This is a genomic window from Kitasatospora sp. NPDC057500 (assembly GCF_042802195.1).
In the GTDB taxonomy this organism is placed as follows: Bacteria; Actinomycetota; Actinomycetes; order Streptomycetales; family Streptomycetaceae; genus Kitasatospora.
Map to the genome: position 1 here is coordinate 35,054 of NZ_JBHVER010000009.1, position 24,414 is coordinate 59,467.

The following is a 24,414-nucleotide window of genomic DNA, read 5'->3' on the forward strand; positions in this document are numbered from 1 at the left end:
GGCGCCCTGGGGGTGTCCGAACGGGTGCACCCCTAGGGGAGTGCTAGGGGTTCCGGGTGGCAATCCGGAACTCCTAGCCTCAGGCCGGGCTGCTTTCGAGTCCTTCGAATTCGGATGCCAGTCGATTCGACATGCGTCCGGTCATCCGCAGAGGTGAAGCTGAATGGCAACCGAGGAAACCCTCCGCGATTACCTCACGTGGGTAAGCAAGGACCTGGCCCAGACCCGCCGGCGCCTCACCGAACTGGAATCCGCCGCACAGGAACCGATCGCCGTCGTCGCGATGGGCTGCCGCTACCCCGGCGGAGTGACCTCCCCCGATGACCTGTGGGACCTGGTCGCCGAAGGCCGGGACGCGATCTCCGGCTTCCCCGCCGACCGCGGCTGGGAGAGCTGGTACCCGTCCGGCCCGGCCGAGGGCGACGTCCGCTCCGGCGGCTTCCTGCACGACGCGGGCGACTTCGACCCGGCGTTCTTCGGCATCTCGCCGCGCGAGGCGCTGGCGATGGACCCGCAGCAGCGAATCCTGCTCGAAGTCGCCTGGGAGACCTTCGAACACGCCCGGATCGACCCGGCGGCACTGCGGGGCACCCAGGCCGGCGTCTTCGTCGGCGGCAGCTACCTCGGGTACAGCTCCTACGTCGAGGACCTGCCCGACGGCGTCCTCGGCCACCTGCTGACCGGCACCGCCCCCGCCGTCCTCTCCGGCCGCCTCGCCTACACCTTCGGCCTCGAAGGCCCGGCCGTCACGATCGACACCGCCTGTTCGTCCTCGCTGGTCGCCCTGCACCTGGCCTGCCGCGCCCTGCGCAGCCGCGAGTGCTCGATCGCGCTCGCCGGCGGCGTGGCGGTCATGTCGACCCCCGACTCCTTCGGGCAGTTCGCCAAGCAGGGCGGGCTGGCCGCCGACGGCCGCTGCCGTTCCTTCGCGGAGGGTGCGGACGGGACGGGCTGGGGTGAGGGTGTCGGCCTGCTGCTCCTGGAGCGGCTGTCGGACGCGCAGCGCAACGGGCATCCGGTGCTGGCCGTGGTGCGGGGCAGCGCGGTCAACCAGGACGGCGCCTCCAACGGCCTCACCGCGCCCAACGGCGGAGCCCAGCAGCGCGCGATCCTCCAGGCCCTGGTGTCGGCGGGCCTGTCACCGTCCGAGGTGGACGCGGTGGAGGCGCACGGGACGGGGACGGTGTTGGGTGACCCGATCGAGGCGCAGGCGCTGCTGGCGACGTACGGGCAGGGCCGGACCGGGGGCCCGCTGTGGCTCGGCTCCCTCAAGTCCAACATCGGGCACACGCAGGCCGCCGCCGGTGTGGCGGGGGTCATCAAGGTGGTGCAGGCGTTGCGGCACGGGGTGTTGCCGGGCACCTTGCACGTCGATGCTCCGTCTTCGCAGGTGGACTGGTCGGCCGGTGCGGTGGAGTTGCTGACGGGGGCGCGGGCGTGGCCGCAGGTGGGCCGTGCGCGTCGGGCGGGTGTGTCGTCGTTCGGGATCAGTGGGACGAACGCGCATGTGATCGTGGAGGAGGCGCCGGCGGTCGAGCCGGTTGGGCCGGTTGGGCCGGTTGGGCCGTCGGTGGTGTTGCCGGTGGTGCCGTTGGTGGTGAGTGCGCGTTCCGAGGGGTCGTTGGAGGCTCTGGTCGGGCGGGTGCGGGCGCTGGCGGGGTCCTCGTCGGTGGTCGATGTGGGTGTGTCGTTGGCGGCGCGTGCGGTGCTGGAGCGTCGGGCGGTGCTGTTGGGTGACGTGGTGTTGCGTGGTGTTGCGGCCGAGGGTCGGCTGGCGGTGGTGTTCACCGGTCAGGGGTCGCAGCGGGCCGGGATGGGGCGGGAGCTGTACACGGCGTTCCCGGTGTTCGCGGCGGCTTTCGACGAGGTGTGTGCGGCGCTTGACCTGCCGTTGGGTGAGGTCCTGGACGATGCGGAGCGGTTGGAGTGGACGGGGTGGGCGCAGCCGGCGATCTTCGCGCTGGAGGTTGCGCTGCTGGCGCTGGTCCGGAGCTGGGGTGTGACGCCCGATGTCGTGGCGGGGCACTCGATCGGCGAGGTGACGGCCGCGTACGCGGCGGGGGTGCTCTCCCTGGGCGACGCGGCGAGGCTGGTGGCCGCGCGTGGTCGGCTGATGCAGGAACTGCCCTCGGGCGGTGCGATGCTGGCCGTCGGGGCGTCCGAGACCGACGTACGGGAGGTGTTCCCCGACCTCGACGTCGCCGCTGTCAACGGCCCTGCTGCCGTAGTGCTTTCGGGCACTGAAGAGGCCATCGAAGCAGCCGCGACGGCGGCGGCCGGGAACGGCTGGAAGACCAACCGCCTCCGGACCAGCCACGCGTTCCACTCCCGGCTGATGGAGCCGATACTCGCCGAGTTCCGCACGGTCGTGTCAGCACTGACCTTCGCCGAGCCGGCCATCCCCGCCGTCTCCACCGTCACCGGAACGGCAGTTGTGCCCGGCCAGTGGGCCGACCCCGAGTACTGGGTCGACCAGGTCCGCCGGCCCGTGCGCTTCGCCGAGGCCGTCACCGTCCTCGAAGCGGACCGGTTCCTGGAGTTGGGCCCGGACACCGTCCTCACCGCGCTCGTCGGTTCGGTGGCCCCCGACACGATGGCCGTCGCCGCGCTGCGCCGCGAGCGCGGTGAGGCCGAGACGCTGCTTACCGCCGTCGCCGAACTGTTCGTCCACGGCCAGGACGTCGACTGGGCAGCTCTGTTCGACGGCACCGGCGCACGCCCCGTCGACCTGCCCACCTACCCGTTCGACCGGCGCCGGTACTGGCTGCGCCCCGCGCCCCGCGAGGAGGCCGCCCCGACCGGCGCGGACGCCGACTTGTGGACCGCGATCGACTCCGCCGACCTGAGTGTGGTCGCCAACGAGCTGCGCATCGACGCCGAGGCCCACCGGGAGTCGCTCGGCACCCTGGTCCCGGCGCTGGCATCCTGGCACCGCCGCCGTCAGCGCCGCGACCGCACCGACGGCTGGTGCTACCGCGAGACCTGGCAGGGACTGCCCGCTCCGACCGCCCGGCCGCTCTCCGGCACCTGGCTCCTGGTCGCCCCGGCCTCCGCCGGGACGCACGGCGTCGCGGAGGCCCTCGCCCGGGCCGGGGCCGACGTGGTGACGGTGTCCGCCACGGACCGGGCCGCGCTCGCGGCCCGGTTCCGGAAGACGCCGGACGCGGCGGGGATCGTCTCGCTCCTCGCCCTGGGCGGCGACGCGGACACCCCGGAGACTCCCGAACCGGCCGACCCCCACGTTCCGGCGGCCCTCGCCGGCACGCTCGCGCTGGCCCAGGCCGCCGAGGACGCCGCGGTCACCGCCCCGCTCTGGATCCTCACCCGGGGCGCAGTCACCACGGCCACCGAAGCCGACCCCGCCACCGACGTCGACCAGGCCGCCGTCTGGGGCCTGGGCCGGGTGGTCGGCCTCGAACACCCCGACCGCTGGGGCGGCCTGCTGGACCTCCCCGACAACCTCGACCGGCGCGCCGCCGACCGCCTCACCGCCGTCCTGGCCGGCGGCCTCGACGCCGAGGACCAGGTAGCGATCCGCCCGGCCGGGCTGTTCGTCCGACGTCTGGCCCACACCCCCGTCGCCCCCGCGAGCACCGCCGCCCCCGACGAGGGCTGGCGCCCGCGCGGCACCGTCCTGATCACCGGCGGCACCGGCGCGCTCGGCGGCCACGTCGCCCGCTGGGCCGCCGCCCAGGGCGCCGCCCACCTCGTGCTGGCCGGCCGACGCGGACCGGACGCCCCCGGCGCGCGGGAACTCGCCGAGGAGATCCGCGCCATCGGCGCCAAGGTCACCGTCGTCCCGGCCGACCTGGCCGACCGCGAGGCGGTCGCCGCCCTCCTCGACCTGGCCGGCGCCGACCCCGAGGCCCCGCTCACCGCCGTCGTCCACGCGGCCGGCATCGCGCACGGCGCACCGCTGACCGACCTCGACACCGCCGCCCTCGCGGCGGTGCTCGCGGGCAAGAGCACCGGCGCCCGGCACCTCGACGACCTCCTCGGCGACACTCCGCTCGACGCGTTCGTCCTGTTCTCCTCGATCGCCGCCACCTGGGGCAGCGGCTGGGGCGGAGCCTACGCGGCCGCCAACGCGGCCCTCGACGCGCTGGCCGCCCGGCGGCACGCCCGCGGCCTGGCCGCCACCTCGCTGGCCTGGGGCCCGTGGGCCGACGCCGGCATGGCCACCGAGGGCGACACCGGCGCCGCGCTGAGCCGCCGGGGCCTGACCCCGCTCGCCCCGGACCTGGCGGTCGACGTGCTGCGCCGGGCCGTCGCCGCCCCCGCGCCGCTGCTCACGGTCGCCGACGTCGACTGGGCGGCCTTCGCCGAGACCTTCGCCGCCGCCCGCCGCCGCCCGCTGCTGGAGGACCTGCCGGAGCTCACCGGCCCGGCCGCGGAGGCACCGCACGCCGAGACCGGCTGGCGCTCCCGGCTCGCCGAACTGCCGCCCGCCGAGCGCGAGAGCGTGCTCGTCGACCTGGTCCGCGGCCACGCCGCGCGCGTGCTCGGCTATCCGTCCGCCGAGGCGATCGCGCTCAAGCGGCCGTTCCGCGAACTCGGCTTCGACTCGCTCACCGCCGTCGAACTGCGCAACGCGCTGGCCGCCGAGACCGGGCTGCGCCTGACCGCGACGCTCGCCTTCGACTACCCGACCCCGCTGGCCCTGGCCTGCCACCTGCTCGCGGAGAGCGCCGACGCGGCCTCCGCCGACGCCGGGTCGGTCCCGAGCGCCGTACCCGCCGCCGAGGACGACCCGATCGTCCTCACCGCGATGGCCTGCCGTTTCCCCGGCGGCGTCGACACCCCCGACGGACTGTGGGAGCTGGTCGCCGGGGAGGTCGACGCGGTCGGCCCGTTCCCGGCCGACCGGGGCTGGGACCTCGACGCGCTCTACGACCCGGACGCCGACCGATCCGGCACCTCCTACACCGTCAACGGCGGTTTCGTCCTCGACGCCGACCGCTTCGACCCGAGCCTGTTCGGCATCTCGCCGCGCGAGGCGCTCGCCATGGACCCGCAGCAGCGGCTGCTGCTGGAGACCGCCTGGGAGGCGTTCGAGCGGGCCGGGCTCGACCCGCTCGCGCTGCGCGGCCGCCAGGTCGGCGTCTTCGTCGGCACCACCCACCAGGGGTACGTCTCACTCCTGGAGGGCGGTGCCGACGATCTCAGCGGATACCTCGGCACCGGCAGCGCCGGCAGCGTCGCCTCCGGGCGGATCGCCTACACCTTCGGCCTCGAAGGCCCGGCCGTCACCGTCGACACCGCCTGTTCGTCCTCGCTGGTCGCCCTGCACCTCGCCGTGCAGGCGCTGCGCAACGGCGAGTGCGACCTCGCCCTGGCCGGCGGCGTCACGATCATGGCGACGCCCGGCACCTTCACCGAGTTCTCCCGCCAGCGCGGCCTGGCCGCCGACGGCCGGTGCAAGTCCTTCGCCGCCGCCGCCGACGGCACCGGCTGGGCCGAGGGCGTCGGCCTGCTGCTGGTCGAGCGGCTCTCCTCCGCCCGGGCGGCCGCCCGCGAGGTGCTGGCCGTCGTACGGGGCAGCGCGGTCAACCAGGACGGCGCCTCCAACGGCCTCACCGCGCCCAACGGCCCCTCCCAGCAGCGCGTCATCCGCGCCGCCCTCGCAAGCGCCGGGCTGTCGGCGCACGAGGTCGACGCCGTCGAGGCGCACGGCACCGGTACCACCCTCGGCGACCCGATCGAGGCGCAGGCCCTGCTCGCCACCTATGGCCAGGGCCGCACCGGGGACCCGCTCTGGCTCGGCTCGGTCAAGTCCAACATCGGGCACACCCAGTCCGCCGCCGGCGCCGCCGGAATCATCAAGACGGTCCTCGCGATGCGGCACGGCGTGCTGCCGAGGACCCTGCACGTCGACGCGCCGACCCCGCAGGCCGACTGGGCCTCCGGTGCCGTCGAACTCCTCACCGAGGCCCGCCCCTGGCCGGCCGGCGAGCGCCCCCGCCGCGCCGGGATCTCCGCCTTCGGCGTCAGCGGCACCAACGCCCACGTCATCCTGGAGGAGCCGCCCGCCGCCGAGGCGACCGCCCGTCCGCGCGGGCGCACCGCCTCACCGACCCTGCCGGTCATCGTCTCCGCCGCCACCCCGGACGGCCTGGAGGCCCAGACCGACCGCCTCCTCGACTGGCTCGACGCCCACCCCGGCACCGACCTCCTCGACCTCGCCCGCACCACCGCGGGACGCGCCCCGCTCGCCCACCGCGCCGCCTACCTGGCACCCAACCGGGCCCAGCTGCTGCGCGCGCTCAAGCGGCGCGACAGCGCGGCGGCGGGCGAGAGCGCCGACGGCCGCCTCGCCCTGCTCTTCACCGGCCAGGGCGCGCAGCGCCTCGCCATGGGCGAGCAGCTCTACGCCGCCTTCCCGGTGTTCGCGGTGGCCTTCGACGAGGCCTGCGCCCGGTTCGACCCGCTGCTCGACCAGCCGCTGCGGCTGACCGTCTTCGCCGACCCCGACGCGCTCGACCGCACCGCGTACGCCCAGCCCGCCCTGTTCGCCGTCGAGACGGCCCTGCTGGCCCTGCTCCGGCACTGGGGCGTGACGCCCGACCTCGTCGCCGGGCACTCGGTCGGCGAGATCGCCGCCGCCCACGCGGCCGGCGTCCTGTCACTGGACGACGCCGCCACCCTGGTCGCCGCCCGGGGCCGGCTGATGCAGGCGCTGCCCGCCGGCGGCGCCATGCTCGCCGTCGGCGCCGCCGAGGCCGAGGTTCTGACGGCCCTCCCCGGCCTCGACCTCGCCGCCGTCAACGGCCCGGCGTCGGTGGTGGTCTCGGGCCCTTCGGCCGAGGTCGACGCGGCTGCCGCGGTGGCGGCCGGGCGGGGCTGGAAGACCAGCCGGCTGCGCACCGGCCACGCCTTCCACTCCCGGCTGATGGACCCGATGCTGGACGAGTTCCGCGCCGTCGTCCGCGGGCTCGACCTCGCCGCGCCGCGGCTGGCCGCGGTCTCCACCGTCGCGCCGGGGGAGCCGCCGCGATGGACCGACCCGGAGTACTGGGTCGAGCAGGTCCGCCGACCGGTCCGCTTCGCCGAGGCCGTCCACGCGCTGACCGCCCGGGGCGTCACCCGCTTCCTGGAGGTCGGCCCCGACGGCGTGCTGACCGCCCTGGTCGCCGCCAACGCACCCGACGCGCTTGCCGCACCCACCCTGCGCCGCGACCGCGACGAGGTCACGACCCTGCTCACCGGCGTCGCCGCGCTCTTCACCCGGGGCACCGACGTCGACTGGACCGCCGTCCTCGACGGCGCCGGCACCCAACTGCCCGACCTGCCCACCTACGCCTTCCAGCGGCAGCGCTACTGGCCGCGGGCCGACGCCGCCACCGGGACCGACCCGGCGGCCCTCGGCCTCGGCCCCGCCGACCACCCGCTGCTCGGCGCCGCGGTCGTGCTGGCCGACGGCGACGGCGCCGTCCTCACCGGCCGGCTCTCGCCCCGCACCCACCCCTGGCTGGCCGACCACACCGTGCTCGGCGGCGTCCTGGTCCCGGGCACGGCCCTGCTCGAACTCGCCCTCGCCGCGGGCGCCGTGGTCGGCGCCCCGACCGTCGAGGAACTGGTCCTGCGGCAGCCGCTGCGCCTCGACGGCCCGGACGGCGCCACCGTGCAGGTCGGCGTCGGCGCCCCCGACCCGACCGGACGGCGTCCCGTCACCATCCACTCCCACCCTGGCGAGCCGGCCTCCGGCACCTCCGGCACCTCCGGCACCGAGGACGACTGGACCGTCCACGCCACCGGCCTGCTCGGCCCGGCGGGCCCGGCCGGCGAGACGTTCCCCTGGCCGCCCGCCGGCGCCACCCGCCTGGCCACCGACGACCTCTACGACCGGCTCGCCGACGCCGGGTACGCGTACGGGCCCGCCTTCCGCGGCCTGAACGAACTCTGGCGGCACGGTGAGGACCTCTACGTCGAGGCCGAACTGCCCGGCGAACCGGACCGGTTCGGCGTCCACCCCGCCCTGCTCGACGCCCTCCTGCACGGCCTGGCCGGCGGCGACGGCGGCGGCGAAGGAAGCGCCGACGGTGCGACCAGGCTGCCCTTCGCCTTCACCGGCGCCACCGTGCACGCCGACGGCGCCGACCTGCTGCGCGCCCGCCTCCGGCCGGCCGGGGACAGCGTCCGCCTCGACGCCGTCGACGCCGACGGTGCGCCCGTCGCCACCGTCGCAGGACTCGTCTTCCGTCCGGTCGACGCCGAGGACACCGCGCCCGCCCGCACCGAGGCGGCCCGCTCCCTGTTCACCGTCGACTGGGCCCCGGCCGAGCCGGCCGCCGCCGACTCCGCCGCGCAGCCCCCGGCCGAGATCGCGCTCGGCGAGCCGCTGCCCGCCCCCGCGCCGGCCCTGTCCGTCGACGCCACCGCCCCGGGCACCGCCCGCGACCGCACCGCCGCCCTGCTCGCGCTGCTCCGGACCTGGCTGGCCGATCCGGCGTGGACCGACTCCCGCCTGGTGGTGCGCACCTTCGGCGCGGTCGGCGACGAGGTCACCGACCCCGACGGCGCCGCCCTCTGGGGCCTGGTCCGCTCCGCCCAGACCGAACACCCCGACCGCATCCACCTGCTCGACGCCGCCGCCCCCGCGCTCCACCCCGCGCCGCAGGCCCGGGTGCGCGACGGCCTGGCCACCGTGCCGCGCCTGGCCCGCCCCGCCGCGGCGGGCACGGCGGGCACGGCGGACCTCGGCGACGGCGTGGTGGTCCTCACCGGCGCCACCGGCACGCTCGGCGGCCTGCTCGCCCGCCACCTGGTCGAGGCACACGGCGTCACCCGGCTGCTCCTGCTCTCCCGCTCCGGCGGCGGCCCCGCCATCGAGGGCGCCGAGGTGCGCACGCTCGCCTGCGACCTCGCCGACCCCGACGCGGTCGCCGCCGCCCTGCGCGAGGAACCCGTCACCGCCGTCGTGCACGCCGCCGGCGTCATCGACGACGGCCTGCTCACCGACCTGACCCCCGAGCGGCTCGACGCCGTGTTCCGGGCCAAGGTCGACGCCGCCCGCAACCTCGCCGCCGCCACCGAGGGCAAGGACCTCGCCGCCTTCGTCCTCTACTCCTCCGCCTCCGGCCTGTTCGGCAACGCGGGCCAGGCCAACTACGCCGCCGCCAACGCCTTCCTCGACGCCTACGCCACCACCCTCCGCGCCCAGGGCGTCCCCGCCGTCTCGCTCGCCTGGGGCCTGTGGGACGCGGGCCTCGGCGCCGCGCTCTCCACCGCCGACCGCCGCCGGCTCGTCCGCGGCGGTTTCGGCGCGCTCGACACCGGGACCGGCCTCGCCCTCTTCGACGCCGCCCTCCGCGCCGACCGCGCCGTCACCGTCCCGCTGCGGCTCGACCTCGCCGCGCTGCGCCGCGCCGAGAGCCCGCACCCGCTGCTGCACGGCCTGGTCCCGGCCGCCACCCGCCGGCGCGCCGCCGCCGGGCGCCCCGCCGGAGCCGGCACGCCCGGCGGGCACCTCGCCGGCCTGGCGGACGCCGAGCGGGCCCGGGCGGCACTGGCCACCGTCCGGACCCAGGCCGCTGCCGCCCTCGGCTACCCGGGCCCGGACGCGGTCCCGGTCGGCCGGGCCTTCCGGGAGCTGGGCTTCGACTCGCTCACCGCGGTCGAACTGCGCAATGCGCTGGCCGCCGAGACCGGCCTGCGGCTGCCTGCGACCCTGGTCTTCGACTATCCCAACGCCACCGCCCTCGCCGAGTACCTCGCCGCCGAACTGTCCGGCACGGCGCCCGCCCCGGCGCCGGCCGCCACCGCCGTCCCGGTGGACGACGACCCCGTCGTCATCGTCGGGATGGCCTGCCGCTACCCGGGCGGGATCTCCTCGCCCGATGACCTGTGGGAGCTGGTGGCGGGAGGCCGGGACGGCATCGGGCCCTTCCCGACCGACCGCGGCTGGGACGTCGAGGGCCTCTACCACCCGGACCCGGACCACCCCGGCACCTCCTACGCCCGCGAGGGCGGATTCCTCTACGAAGCCGCCCACTTCGACCCCGGCCTGTTCGGCATCTCGCCGCGCGAGGGCATGGCGATGGACCCGCAGCAGCGCCTGCTGCTCGAATCCTCCTGGGAGACCCTGGAACACGCCGGCGTCGACCCGCTGGGCCTGCGCGGCTCGCGCACCGGCGTCTTCGTCGGCCTGATGTACCACGACTACCTCGGCCGGCTGACCGCCGTCCCCGAGGAGGTCGAGGGCTTCCTCGGCACCGGCAACTCCGGCAGCGTCGCCTCCGGCCGGGTGTCGTACACCTTCGGGCTGGAGGGGCCGGCCGTCACGGTGGACACCGCCTGCTCCTCCTCGCTGGTCGCGCTGCACCTCGCCGCCCAGGCGCTGCGCTCGGGCGAGTGCGACCTGGCGCTCGCCGGCGGCGTCACCGTCATGGCCACCCCGGACACCTTCACCGGCTTCTCCCGCCAGCGCGGCCTGGCCGCCGACGGCCGGTGCAAGTCCTTCGCCGCCGCCGCCGACGGCACCGGCTGGGGCGAGGGCGTCGGCATGCTGCTGGTCGAGCGCCTCTCCGACGCCCGGCGCAACGGCCACCGCGTGCTCGCGGTCGTGCGGGGCACGGCGGTCAACCAGGACGGTGCATCGAACGGCCTCACCGCCCCCAACGGCCCCTCGCAGCAGCGGGTGATCCGGACCGCCCTGGCGGCCGCCGGTCTCACCGCGTCCGAGGTGGACGCGGTGGAGGCGCACGGCACCGGGACGGTGCTGGGCGACCCGATCGAGGCCCAGGCCCTGCTGGCCACCTACGGCCGGGACCGGGAGGGCGAGCCGCTGCGGCTCGGCTCGATCAAGTCCAACCTGGGGCACACCCAGGCCGCCGCCGGAGCGGCCGGGATCATCAAGATGGTCCAGGCGATGCGCCACGGAGTGCTGCCGAAGACCCTGCACGTCGACGCGCCGTCCCCGAAGGTCGACTGGGCCGCCGGGAACGTCGAACTCCTCACCGAGGCCCGCCCCTGGCCGGCCGGCGAGCGCCCCCGCCGGGCAGGCGTCTCCTCCTTCGGCATCAGCGGCACCAACGCCCACGTCATCCTGGAGGAACCGCCCGCCGACCCGGCGCCCGCACCGCTCCCCGCCGTGACCCGCCCGGTGCCGCTGGTGCTCACCGCCAACGACCCGGCCGCGCTGGCCGAACTCGTCGAGCGGACCCCGGCCCTGCTGCGCGACCGGCCGGACCTGCGGCCCGCCGCCGTCGGGCACGCCCTGACCGCCCGCGCCACGCTGCCGCACCGCGCGGTGCTGCTGAGCCCCGGCTCCGGGGAACCGGTCGTGACCGGCCGTGCGGCCGAGGGTCGGCTCGCGGTGGTGTTCACCGGTCAGGGGTCGCAGCGGGCCGGTATGGGGCGGGAGCTGTATGGGGTGTTCCCGGTGTTCGCGGCGGCTTTCGACGAGGTGTGTGCGGCGCTTGACCTGCCGATCGGTGAAGTGCTGGACGATGCGGAGCGGTTGGAGCGGACGGGTTGGGCGCAGCCGGCGATCTTCGCGCTGGAGGTTGCGCTGCTGGCGTTGGTGCGCAGTTGGGGTGTGACGCCCGATGTCGTCGCGGGGCACTCGATCGGCGAGGTGACGGCCGCGTACGCGGCGGGGGTGCTGACGCTCAAGGACGCTGCCGCGCTGGTGGCCGCGCGTGGTCGGCTGATGCAGGAACTGCCCTCGGGCGGTGCGATGCTGGCCGTCGGGGCGTCCGAGGCCGACGTACGGGAGGCGTTCCCGGGGCTGGATGTGGCGGCCGTCAACGGGCCTGCCGCCGTGGTGCTCTCGGGCACCGAGGCCGACATCGACGCGGCCGTGGCGGCCGGGAACGGTTGGAAGACCAACCGCCTCCGGACCAGCCACGCGTTCCACTCCCGGCTGATGGAGCCGATGCTCGCGGAGTTCCGCACGGTCGTGGAGGGCCTGGCCTTCGCCGACCCGCTGCTCCCCGCCGTCTCGACGGTGACCGGCAGCCCGGTGACGCCCGGTCAGTGGAGCGACCCGGCGTACTGGGTCGACCAGGTCCGCAGTCCCGTCAGGTTCGCCGACGCGGCCGCGGCCCTCGACGCCTCCCGCGTCCTGGAGTTGGGCCCGGACGCCGTCCTCACCGCCCTCGTCCGCGAGGCGGCTCCCGACACGGCCGCCGTCCCCGCCCTGCGCCGCGAGCGCGGCGAGGCCGAGGCGCTGCTCACCGCGCTGGCCGAGCTCTTCGTCCACGGCCAGGAGGTCGACTGGGCCGCCACGTTCGGCACCGGACCGGCGCCCGTCCTCGACCTGCCCACCTACCCGTTCCAGCACCAGCGGCTCTGGATCGATGTGATCGACCCGGTCGGCGACCTGGCCGGCCTCGGTCTGCGCGACGACGAGCACCCACTGCTCGGCGCGGCCGTCACGCTCCCCGAGGGCGACGCCCTGCTGTTCACCGGGCGGCTGGCCGCCGGAGCCCCCGGCTGGCTGACCGACCACACGGTCTTCGACACCGTGGTCCTCCCCGGCGCCGCCCTGGTGGACATCGCACTGGCCGCAGGCGCTCGGGCCGGAGCCCCGGTCCTCGACGAACTGCTGCTCCAGGTCCCGCTGGCGCTGCCCGCCGCGGGCGGGGTCGCCCTGCGGGTCACCGTCGGCGCCTCCGGTGACGACGGGCGCCGGGCCCTGAGCGTCCACGCGCAGCCCGACGGCGCCGACGGCTGGACCACGCACGCCACCGGCTTCCTCTCCGCCGACACGGGCGCACCCGTGCGGCTGCCCGACTCGTCGCCCGACGGCGAGCCCGTTCCGCTCGACGGCCTCTACGAGCGGCTCGCCGACGCCGGCCTGCGCTACGGCCCGACGTTCCGGGGTCTGACCGGCGCCGTGCGCGACGGCGACCGGGTGATCGCCGAGATCCGGCCGGAGGGCGTCGACCCGGACGGCTTCGGGGTGCACCCGGCCCTGCTGGACGCGGCGCTGCACGCGATCGGCGCGGCCGGCCTGTTCGACGGGACCGTCCGGTTGCCGTTCGCGGTCACCGGCGCGCGACTGCACGCCGTCGGCGCCGGGGCGCTCCGCGTCCACCTCACCCGGACGGGCGAGGGCGCGGTCAGCCTGATCGCCCTGGACGGCTCCGGCTCGCCGGTGCTCACCGTCGACGAGCTGGCCTTCCGCCCGGTCACCGCCGAGCAGGTCAGCGCCGTGCGGACCGGCTTCCGCTCGCTCTTCGGGGTGGACTGGGCGGTGCGGAAGGTGGCTGCCTCTGCCGAAGCGCCGGCGGTGATCGCTCTCGGCGATCCGCTGCCGGCCGTCGCGCAGCCGGTACTGCTGGTGGACGCATCGGCGCCGGGTACGGCGTTGGACCGGTCGGCGGCGTTGCTCGCGCTGCTCCAGGACTGGCTGGCCGATCCGAAGTGGATGCAATCCCGTCTGGTCGTAAGGACGTTCGGCGCGGCGGGCGAGGTGATCGCGGACGCGGACGGCGCCGCGCTGTGGGGCCTGGTCCGCTCGGCGCAGTCGGAGCATCCGGACCGCATCCACCTGCTGGACGCGGCGGAGGACGCCTTCTACGAGGTGCCGCAGGCCGTGGTCCGGGACGGCGAGCTGCGGGTGCCGCGCCTGGTACGGGTGCCCGCCGAAGGGGAGCCGGTCGGGTTCGGCAGCGGCACGGTCGTCGTCACCGGCGCCACCGGCACGCTGGGCCGGCTGATCGCCCGGCACCTGGTGGCGGAGCACGGTGTCCGTGACCTGCTGCTGCTCTCGCGCTCCGGCGGGAGCGTGGCGATCGACGGCGCGAAGGTCCGCGCGGTGGCCTGCGACGTGGCCGACGCCGACGCGGTGGCCGAGGTCCTGCGGGACGAGCCGGTGACGGCCGTCGTCCACGCGGCCGGGGTCCTGGACGACGGCACCGTGCAGTCGCTCACCCCCGAACGGCTCGACGCCGTGTTCCGGGCCAAGGTCGACGCCGCCCGCAACCTGGCCGCCGCCACCGAGGGCAAGGACCTCGCCGCCTTCGTCCTCTACTCCTCGGCCTCCGGCCTGTTCGGCAACGCGGGCCAGGCCAACTACGCCGCCGCCAACACCTTCCTGGACGCCTACGCCACCGCTCTCCGCGCCCAGGGCGTCCCGGCCGTCTCGCTCGCCTGGGGCCTGTGGGACGCCGGGATGGGCGGGACGCTTACCGAGGCCGACCGCGCCCGACTGGCCCGCACCGGTTTCGGCGCGCTCACCGCCGCCGACGGCCTCGCCGCCTTCGACGCCGCCCTCGCCACCGGCCGCCCGCTGGCCGTGCCGATCGCGCTGGACCTGAACGCCGTACGGGCCTGCGCGGCCGACGGCACCGTCCCCGAACTGCTGAGCGGCCTGGTCGCCGTGACCCGCCGGGCCGCCGGCACCGCCCCCGCCGACACGCTCGCGGACCGGCTCGCCCCGCTGGGCGACCCGGAGCGCGAACGGGCCCTGCTCGACCTGGTCCGCACCCGCACCGCCGCCATCCTCGGCTACGCCTCGCCCAAGGACGTCGAGACCACCCGCGGCTTCCTCGAACTCGGCTTCGACTCGCTCACCGCCGTCGAACTGCGAAACCGGATGAACACCGAGACCGGGCTGCGCCTGTCGGCGACCGTCCTGTTCGACCACCCGTCGCCGACCGCGCTCGCCCGGCACCTCGCCGAGCTGCTCCGCCCCGACCGGATCGCCCCCGGACCCGACCCCCTCGACGCCGCCTACGCCGAGATCGCCGGCCTGGAGGCCCGGCTCAAGGCCGCAGGCCACCTCGACGGCGGGCACCGCGACGCCATCGGGCAGCGGCTGCGCACGCTCGCGGCGGCCTGGACCGCGCCCGCGGGCGACGGCGCCACCGACGACATCCAGTCGGCGACCGCCGACGAGATCCTCGACCTCCTCGACGAACTCGGCACCCAGTGAGCCGACCCAGATCCGAAGGCGGCTCCGCCATGACATCCGTAAGCGAACCCGCCGGGACCGAGGAGAAGTACCTCGGCTACCTCAGGCGCGCCGCCGCCGACCTGCGCGCCGCCCGCCAGCGGGTGACGGAGCTGGAGCAGCGCAACAGCGAGCCGCTGGCGATCGTCGCGATGAGCTGCCGCTACCCCGGCGGGGTCGAGAGTCCCGAGGACCTGTGGCGCCTGGTCGCCTCCGGCACCGACGCCATCGGTGCCCCGCCGACCGACCGGGGCTGGCAGGTCGAGGGCCTCTACGACCACGAGAGCGGCGAACTCGACCGGCGCGCCCGGCTCCAGGGCGGCTTCCTGCACGGCGCCGCGGGCTTCGACCCGGAGCTGTTCGGTATCTCGCCGCGCGAGGCGCTGGCGATGGACCCGCAGCAGCGGCTACTGCTGGAGACCGCCTGGGAGGCGTTCGAGCGGGCCGGCCTCGACCCCACTGCCGTGCGGTTCCCCCGCACCGGCGTGTTCACCGGCGTGATGTACCACGACTACGGCTCGCGCCCGCTCGACCTGCCCGAGGGTGTCGCCGGCTACCTGGGCAACGGCAACGCGGGCAGCGTCGCCTCGGGCCGGATCTCCTACACGTTCGGCCTGGAGGGCCCGGCCGTCACCGTCGACACCGCCTGTTCGTCCTCGCTGGTCGCCCTGCACCTCGCCGGGCAGGCGCTGCGCAACGGCGAGTGCGACCTGGCGCTCGCCGGCGGCGTGACGGTGATGGCCACGCCGACCACGTTCGTGGAGTTCTCCCGCCAAGGCGGGCTGGCCGCCGACGGCCGGTGCAAGTCCTTCGCGGAGGGTGCGGACGGGACGGGCTGGGGTGAGGGTGTCGGCCTGCTGCTCCTGGAGCGGCTGTCGGACGCGCAGCGCAACGGGCATCCGGTGCTGGCCGTGGTGCGGGGCAGCGCGGTCAACCAGGACGGCGCCTCCAGCGGGCTGACGGCCCCGAACGGCCCGTCGCAGCAGCGGGTGATCCGGGCCGCGCTGGAGGCCGCCGGTCTCGCCGCGTCCGAGGTGGACGCGGTGGAGGCGCACGGGACGGGGACGGTGCTGGGTGACCCGATCGAGGCGCAGGCGCTGCTGGCGACGTACGGGCAGGGCCGGACCGGGGGCCCGCTGTGGCTCGGCTCCCTCAAGTCCAACATCGGGCATACGCAGGCCGCCGCCGGTGTGGCGGGGGTCATCAAGGTGGTGCAGGCGTTGCGGCACGGGGTGTTGCCGGGCACCTTGCACGTCGATGCTCCGTCTTCGCAGGTGGACTGGTCGGCCGGTGCGGTGGAGTTGCTGACGGGGGCGCGGGCGTGGCCGCAGGTGGGCCGTGCGCGTCGGGCGGGTGTGTCGTCGTTCGGGATCAGTGGGACGAACGCGCATGTGATCGTGGAGGAGGCGCCGGCGGTCGAGCCGGTGGAGCCGGTTGGGTCGGTTGGGCCGTCGGTGGTGTTGCCGGTGGTGCCGTTGGTGGTGAGTGCGCGTTCCGAGGGGTCGTTGGAGGCTCTGGTCGGGCGGGTGCGGGCGCTGGCGGGGTCCTCGTCGGTGGTCGATGTGGGTGTGTCGTTGGCGGCGCGTGCGGTGCTGGAGCGTCGGGCGGTGCTGTTGGGTGACGTGGTGTTGCGTGGTGTTGCGGCCGAGGGTCGGCTGGCGGTGGTGTTCACCGGTCAGGGGTCGCAGCGGGTCGGGATGGGGCGGGAGCTGTATGGGGTGTTCCCGGTGTTCGCGGCGGCTTTCGACGAGGTGTGTGCGGCGCTTGACCTGCCGATCGGTGAGGTGCTGGACGATGCGGAGCGGTTGGAGCGGACGGGGTGGGCGCAGCCGGCGATCTTCGCGCTGGAGGTCGCGCTGCTGGCGCTGGTCCGAAGCTGGGGCGTGAGCCCGGACGTCGTCGCGGGGCACTCGATCGGCGAGGTCACGGCTGCGTACGCGGCGGGGGTTCTCTCCCTGGGCGACGCCGCGAGGCTGGTGGCCGCGCGTGGTCGGCTGATGCAGGAACTCCCTTCCGGTGGCGCGATGCTGGCCGTCGGGGCGTCCGAGGCCGACGTGCGCGAGGCTTTCCCGGAACTCGACATCGCGGCCGTCAACGGCCCGGCGGCGGTGGTGCTTTCGGGCGCTGACGGCGAGATCGATGCAGCGGCGGCGGTGGCGGTCGAGCGGGGCTGGAAGACGAGCAGGCTGCGCACCAGCCACGCGTTCCACTCCCGGCTGATGGAGCCGATGCTCGCCGAGTTCCGCACGGTCGTGTCAGCACTGACCTTCGCCGAGCCGGCCATCCCCGCCGTCTCCACCGTCACCGGAACAGCAGTTGCGCCCGGCCAGTGGGCCGACCCCGAGTACTGGGTCGACCAGGTCCGCCGACCCGTGCGCTTCGCCGAGGCCCTCACCGCCCTCGAAGCGGACCGCGTCCTCGAACTCGGCCCGGACGCCGTCCTCACCGCCCTCGTCGGTTCGGTGGCCCCCGACACGATGGCCGTGGCTGCGCTGCGCCGCGAGCGCGGCGAGGCCGAGACGCTGCTCACCGCCGTCGCCGAACTGTTCGTCCACGGCCAGGACGTCGACTGGGCAGCTCTGTTCGACGGCACCGGCGCACGCCCCGTCGACCTGCCCACCTACCCGTTCGACCGGCGCCGGTACTGGCTGGACACCGCTGCCGACACCGGCGACGTCACCACGGCCGGCCTGTACGCGCCCGACCATCCATTGCTCGGCGCCGCGATGCTCCTCGCCGACGGCGACGGCGCCCTGCTCACCGGGCGACTCGCCGCCGGTGCGCCCGGCTGGCTGGCCGACCACCAGGTGTTCGGCACAGTCCTCGTGCCGGGGACCGCGCTGCTCGACCTCGTCCTCGCGGCCGGGCGGCGGGTGGGTACGAACGGCATCGAGGAACTCGTCCTCCGCGAGCCGTTGGCGGTCCCGCCGCAGGGCGGCGTCCGACTCCAGGTCCGGGTCGGGCCCGCGGACGGCGCCGACCGCCGACCGGTCACCGTCTACAGCCAACCCGAGGACGGCGACGCCGAGAGCTGGACCACCCACGCCGAGGGCACGCTCACCCCGGCCGCCGGGCCCGGCGCAGACCTGAGCCTGGTCGCTTGGCCGCCGCCCGGCGCTGAGGAGATCGCGATCGACGGCCTTTACGACGCCTTCGCCGACGCAGGCCTGTCGTACGGACCGATGTTCCGGGGCCTGCGACGGGTCTGGCGGGCGGACGGGGCGGTGTTCGCCGAGGTCGCGCTCGACGGGCCGACTGACGGCCCAGGTGTGCACCCGGCATTGTTCGACGCGGCGCTGCACGCGATCGGCGCCGGCGGCCTGCTCCCGGACGGGGACGTGCGGCTGCCGTTCGCCTTCACCGGCGTTCGGGTCACCGGCACGGCCACCCGGGAACTGCGCGTCCGACTCTTGCCGGGCGACGGCCCGGACGTGGTGCGGCTGCTGCTCGCGGACGGGGCCGGGCTCCCGGTCGTGGAGGTGGACGCGCTCCGCCTCCGGCCGGTGACGGCCGGGCAGTTGGCGAGTGGTGCGGCGGACCGGTTGCTGTTCGGGGTGGAGTGGGTGGCGCGGGAGGTGGCCGCGTCGGCGGTTGCGCCGGTGGTGATCGCTCTCGGTGACGTGCTGCCCGAGCCTGTTCCGGTGCTGTTGGTGGATGCTTCGGTGTCGGGTGCGGCGTTGGACCGGTCGGTGGTGCTGCTGGCGCTGCTCCAGGAGTGGCTGGCCGATCCGGAGTGGGCGCGATCGCGTCTGGTGGTGCGGACGTTCGGTGCGGCGGGTGAGGTGGTCACGGATGCGGACGGTGCCGCGCTGTGGGGTCTGGTGCGTTCGGCGCAGTCGGAGCATCCGGACCGGATCCATCTGCTGGATGCCGCCGATGATGCCTTCTACGAGCTTCCGCAGGCCGTCGTCCGCGAGGGCGAGGTCCGTGTCCCGCGCCTGGTCCGCGTGGAGGCGGGTGAGCCGGTCGGGTTCGGTGGCGGGACCGTGGTTGTCACGGGTGCCACCGGCACGCTCGGCCGCCTGATCGCTCGCCACTTGGTGGACGTGCACAGGGTCCGTGATCTGTTGCTGCTGTCCCGGTCGGGCGGAATCGTGGAGGTCGAGGGCGCGAAGGTCCGCGCGGTGGCCTGCGATGTGGCTGATGCCGAGGCGGTGGCCGAGGTGCTGCGGGGCGAGCCGGTGACGGCGGTGGTCCACGCGGCCGGGGTGCTCGACGACGCTCTGCTCGCCGACCTGACGCCGGAGCGCCTGGAGCGGGTGTTCCGGGCCAAGGTGGATGCGGCCCGCAACCTCGTGGCCGCGACGGAGGGCAAGGACCTCGCTGCTTTCGTCCTCTACTCCTCGGCGGCGGGTCTGTTCGGCAATGCGGGCCAGGCCAACTACGCGGCGGCGAACGCCTTCCTGGACGCCTACGCGACCGCCCTCCGCGCCCAGGGCGTCCCGGCGGTCTCGCTGGCCTGGGGCCTGTGGGACGCGGGCATGGCCGAGACCCTCGCCGACGCCGACCGCGACCGGATGCGGCGCGGCGGCGTGCTGCCGCTGACGGCCGAGCAGGGCCTCGCCGCCTTCGACGCCGCCCTCGGCACCGGCCGGCCGGTCGTCGCGGCGCTCAGCGTGGACACCGCCGTGCTCCGTGAGGCCGCCGCCGTCCCCGACCTGCTGCGCGGCCTGGTCCGCGCCGCCGACCGTCGCCCGACCGCTGGGACCCCCCTCGGCCTGCGGCTGGCCGAGCTGCCCACCGAGCAGCGCGTCATGGCGGTGCTCGGGCTGGTCCGCGCCCAGGTGGCGGACGTCCTGGGCTACGACCGCGGCGAGGACGTCGACCCCAAGCGGGCCTTCAGCGAACTCGGCTTCGACTCACTGACCGCCGTCGAGCTGCGCAACCGGCTGAACACCGTGACCGGGCTGCGCCTGCCGTCCACGCTGGTCTTCGACTACCCGAACGCCACCCTCCTGGCCGGCCGGGTCGGCGAGGAACTGGCCGGTGCGGCCCAGGCGGTGGCCGCACCGACGACCGCCACCCCCGCCGACGAGCCGATCGCGATCGTGGGGATGGCCTGCCGCTACCCGGGTGGGGTCTCCTCGCCGGAGGAGCTGTGGGAGCTGGTCGTAGCCGGTCGGGACGGGATCGTGCCGTTCCCCGAGGATCGTGACTGGGACGTGGAGGGCCTGTACCACCCCGACCCCGACCACCCCGGCACCTCGTACTCCCGGCACGGTGGTTTCCTCGCCGGCGCGGCCGACTTCGACACTGCGGTGTTCGGGATCTCGCCGCGTGAGGCGTTGGCGATGGATCCGCAGCACCGGTTGCTGCTGGAGACGTCCTGGGAGGCGTTCGAGCGGGCGGGCATCGATCCGCTGGGCCTGCGCGGCTCCCGCACGGGTGTGTTCGCCGGGGTGATGTACAACGACTACGGGCTCGTCCTCGACGGATCCACCGACAACGCCGAGGGCTTCCTCGGTACGAGCGGCAGCATCGCCTCGGGCCGGGTCGCCTACACCTTCGGTCTCGAAGGTCCGGCGGTCACGGTCGACACGGCGTGTTCGTCGTCGCTGGTCGCGCTGCACTTGGCTGTTCAGGCGCTGCGCAGTGGTGAGTGCGATGCGGCGTTGGCGGGTGGTGTGACGGTGATGGCGACGCCGGGGACGTTCGTCGGGTTCTCGCGGCAGCGCGGGTTGGCGGCGGACGGGCGGTGCAAGTCGTTCGCGGAGGGGGCGGACGGTACGGGCTGGGGTGAGGGCGTCGGCATGCTCCTGGTGGAGCGGCTGGCCGACGCCGAGCGCCTCGGTCACCCGGTGCTGGCGGTCGTGCGGGGTACGGCGGTGAACCAGGACGGTGCGTCGAACGGTCTGACGGCGCCGAACGGTCCGTCGCAGCAGCGGGTGATCCGGGCGGCGTTGGAGTCGGCGGGGCTGTCGCCGCAGGACGTCGACGCCGTCGAGGCGCACGGCACCGGAACGACGCTGGGCGACCCGATCGAGGCGCAGGCGCTGTTGGCCACCTACGGCCAGGACCGCGCGGGCGAGCCGCTCTGGCTCGGTTCGGTGAAGTCGAACCTGGGGCACACCCAGGCCGCCGCCGGCGTTGCGGGGATCATCAAGATGGTCGAGGCGATGCGCCACGGCCGTCTCCCCGGCACGCTGCACGTCGACACCCCGTCGACGAAGGTGGACTGGTCGGCCGGCGCGGTCGAGCTGCTGACGGAGGCGCGGGAGTGGCCCGCGCTGGACCGCCCGCGCCGCGCAGCGGTGTCCTCCTTCGGCATCAGCGGCACCAACGCCCACGTCATCCTCGAAGCCCCCGAGCCCGCCGAGCCGGTGGCCCTGCCGAGCTCGGCGCTGCCCGTCACGCCGCTCGTGCTCAGCGCAGCCGACCAGGACGCCCTGCACACGCTGGCGGACCGGCTCGCCGAGCGGAACGACCTGCCGCTCGACCGGGTCGCGGCAGGTCTGGCCGGCCGGGCGGTGCTGCCGCACCGCGTGGTGGTCCTGGCCGAGGACGGCGTCGAACTGCACGATTCAATCTGCGAGTTCACTGAGCGAGCCGTCACCGGAACAGCAGTCGAAGGCCGACTGGCAGTGGTGTTCACCGGTCAGGGGTCTCAACGGGCCGGGATGGGCCGGGAGTTGTATGCGGCGTTCCCGGTGTTCGCGGCGGCCTTCGACGAGGCGTGCGTGGCGCTTGACCTGGCGATCGGTGAAGTGCTGGACGACGCGGAGCGGTTGGAGCGGACGGGTTGGGCGCAGCCGGCGATCTTCGCGCTGGAGGTCGCGCTGCTGGCGCTGGTGAGCAGCTGGGGCGTGACGCCGGACATCGTCGCGGGGCACTCGATCGGCGAGGTCACGGCCGCGTACGCGGCGGGGGTGCTGACGCTCAAGGACGCGGCCGCGCTGGTGGCCGCGCGCGGCCGGCTGATGCAGGAACTGCCCTCGGGCGGTGCGATGCTGGCCGTCGGCGCCGCCGAGACCGAGGTGAGCGAGGCGTTCCCCGACCTCGACATCGCGGCCGTCAACGGCCCTGCCGCCGTAGTGCTTTCGGGCACCGAGGCCGACATCGAAGCAGCCGCGACGGCGGCGGCCGAGAACGGTTGGAAGACCAACCGCCTCCGGACCAGCCACGCCTTCCACTCCCGCCTGATGGAGCCGATGCTCGCCGGGTTCCGCGAGATCGTCACCGGCCTGGCCTTCCAGGAACCGGCCCTCCCCGCCGTCTCCACCGTCACCGGCCGCCCGGTGACGCCCGGTCAGTGGACCGACCCCGCCTACTGGGTCGACCAGGTCCGCAAGCCCGTCCGCTTCGCCGAGGCCGCAACCGCCCTCGACGCCGCCCGCGTGCTCGAACTCGGCCCGGACGGCGTCCTCACCGGGCTCGTCGGCCACGTCGACCCGGACCTCCCCGTCGTCACCGCGCTCCGGCGTGGCCGGCCCGAGCCGCAGACGCTGCTCCGCGCGGTCGCCGAACTCTTCGTGCGGGGGCAGTCTGTCGACTGGGCCGCGCTGGTCGGCCGGGCCGCCGTGGACCTGCCCACCTACCCGTTCTCCCACCGGCGGTTCTGGCCGCGCCCGCGTACCGGCGTCACCGGGGACGTCACCGGCCTCGGTCTCACGGGTACCGGTCATCCGGTCCTCGGGGCGGTGGCGGAGGTCCCGGGCTCCGGGGTGGTGCTGTTCACCGGGTCGCTGTCCGTGACGACCCACCCGTGGGCCGTCGACCACACCGTCCACGGCAGGACGGTTGTCCCGGGAGCCGCGCTGTGCGAGATGGTGCTGGCGGCGGGCGCCCGGGTGGGGACTCCGGTGCTGGACGAACTGCTGCTGACCGCCCCGCTGGTGCTGCCCGGCCGGGAGACGGTGCAAGTCCGGGTCACGGTCGGCGCGGCCGAGGACGCCGACGGAACCGGAGGCGCCCGCCCGGTGAGCGTCCACGCCCGGCCCGGCTCCGAGGCGCCGTGGACCGAGCACGCCACCGGCCTGCTGACTGCCGGGACCGGCGCCGAGCCGGTCGCCGTCACCGTTCCGGAGGGGGCCGAGGAGCTCGGCCTCGACGCCTTCTACCCGGCGATGGAGGCGGCGGGCCTGGGCTACGGCCCGGTCTTCCGGGGCCTGCGCCGGGCCTGGCGGACCGGGGACGAAGTGTACGCCGAGATCGAGTGCGCCGAGCCGGCCGGCGGCTTCGCGTTCCATCCGGCGCTGCTGGACGGCGCGCTGCACGCCGTCGCCGCCGGCGGGCTGCTGGAGGGCACGGACGTCCACCTGCCGTTCGCGTTCTCGGGGGTTCGGCTGGTGGCCGGCGGCGCGAGCGCGCTGCGGGTCCGGTTGTCGCCGAACGGGGCCGAAGGGGTGCGTCTGGCGATAGCGGACGCCACCGGGCTGCCGGTGGCCGAGATCGAGCGGGTCGCGCTGCGACCGGTCGCGGCCGAGCCTTCCCCCGCCGACCGGGGCACCGCCGACCAGGGCGCCGGACCGGCCGGGCTGTACACGGTGGAGTGGCGGCCCGCGCCGGTCACCACCGGCGCGGCGACCGGGTGGCGGCGACTGCCGCTCGGTGCGGTGCTGCCGGGGTGGCCGGGTGCCCCGGTCGTCGTACTGGACGCCAGGGCCGCGCCGTCGGCCGAACCGTCCGCCGTCCGGCGGGCCCTGACGGACGCGCTCGGCGTGCTCCAGGAGTGGGTCACCGACCCGGAGCGGGAGTCCGGCCACCTGGTGGTGCTGACCTCGGGGGCGGTGGCCACCGGCCCGGCGGACGCCGTGCCCGGGCTGGCGCACGCCGCGCTCTGGGGCCTGGTCAGGTCCGCCCAGAGCGAGAACCCCGGTCGGCTCACGCTGGTCGACACCGACGTCGCCGGCCCGGCAGACGCCGACCTCGGCCCAGTCGCGGGCGTCCTCGCGGCCGGGTTCGCGCAGGCGGCGATCCGCGACGGTGCCGTCCTGGTACCCCGCCTCGCCCCGACGGCCCCGGCCCCGACCACAACAGCCCCGGCCCCGCCGACCGTGTCCCGCCTCGGCGGCCGGACGGTGGTGCTCACCGGCGCGACCGGCGCGCTCGGCGCCGCCCTGGCCCGGCACCTGGTCACCGCCCACGGGGTCCGGGACCTACTGCTGGTCAGCCGTCGCGGCCCCGACGCCCCCGGTGCCGCGTCCCTGGCCGCCGAACTGGCCGAGGCGGGCGCCGAGGTCCGGCTCGCGGCCTGCGACCTCGCCGACGCGGACGCGGTCCGGCGGCTGCTCGGCCCGGTCGACGTCGGCGCGGTGGTGCACGCCGCCGGCAGCACGGACGACGCGACGCTGACCGGGTTGACGTCCGAGCGGTTGGCGGCCGTCCTGGCCGCCAAGGTCGACGCCGCGGTCAACCTGCGCGCGGCCACCGCCGACCGTCCGCTCGGCGCGTTCGTGCTGTTCTCCTCCGTCGCCGGCCTGCTCGGCAACGCGGGCCAGGCCAACTACGCGGCGGCGAACACCTTCCTGGACGCCTACGCCGCGCAGTTGCGCCACGAGGGCGTCCCGGCCACGTCG

Annotated in this window: 1 protein-coding gene and 1 pseudogene; both read left to right on the forward strand. The window is 75.6% G+C overall.

All coding sequences use genetic code 11. The features are described 5' to 3' along the window. Positions 1–163: 163 nt before the first annotated feature. A complete protein-coding gene (locus ACFU74_RS03535) occupies positions 164–14,881 on the forward strand; it encodes a type I polyketide synthase (RefSeq protein ID WP_380751104.1) in 14,718 nt (4,905 codons plus the stop codon). Further along, positions 14,878–24,378: pseudogene (locus ACFU74_RS03540) on the forward strand (SDR family NAD(P)-dependent oxidoreductase); the annotation flags it as partial. The gene ACFU74_RS03535 and the pseudogene ACFU74_RS03540, both read left to right, overlap by 4 nt. Between the last annotated feature and the right edge of the window lie 36 nt (positions 24,379–24,414).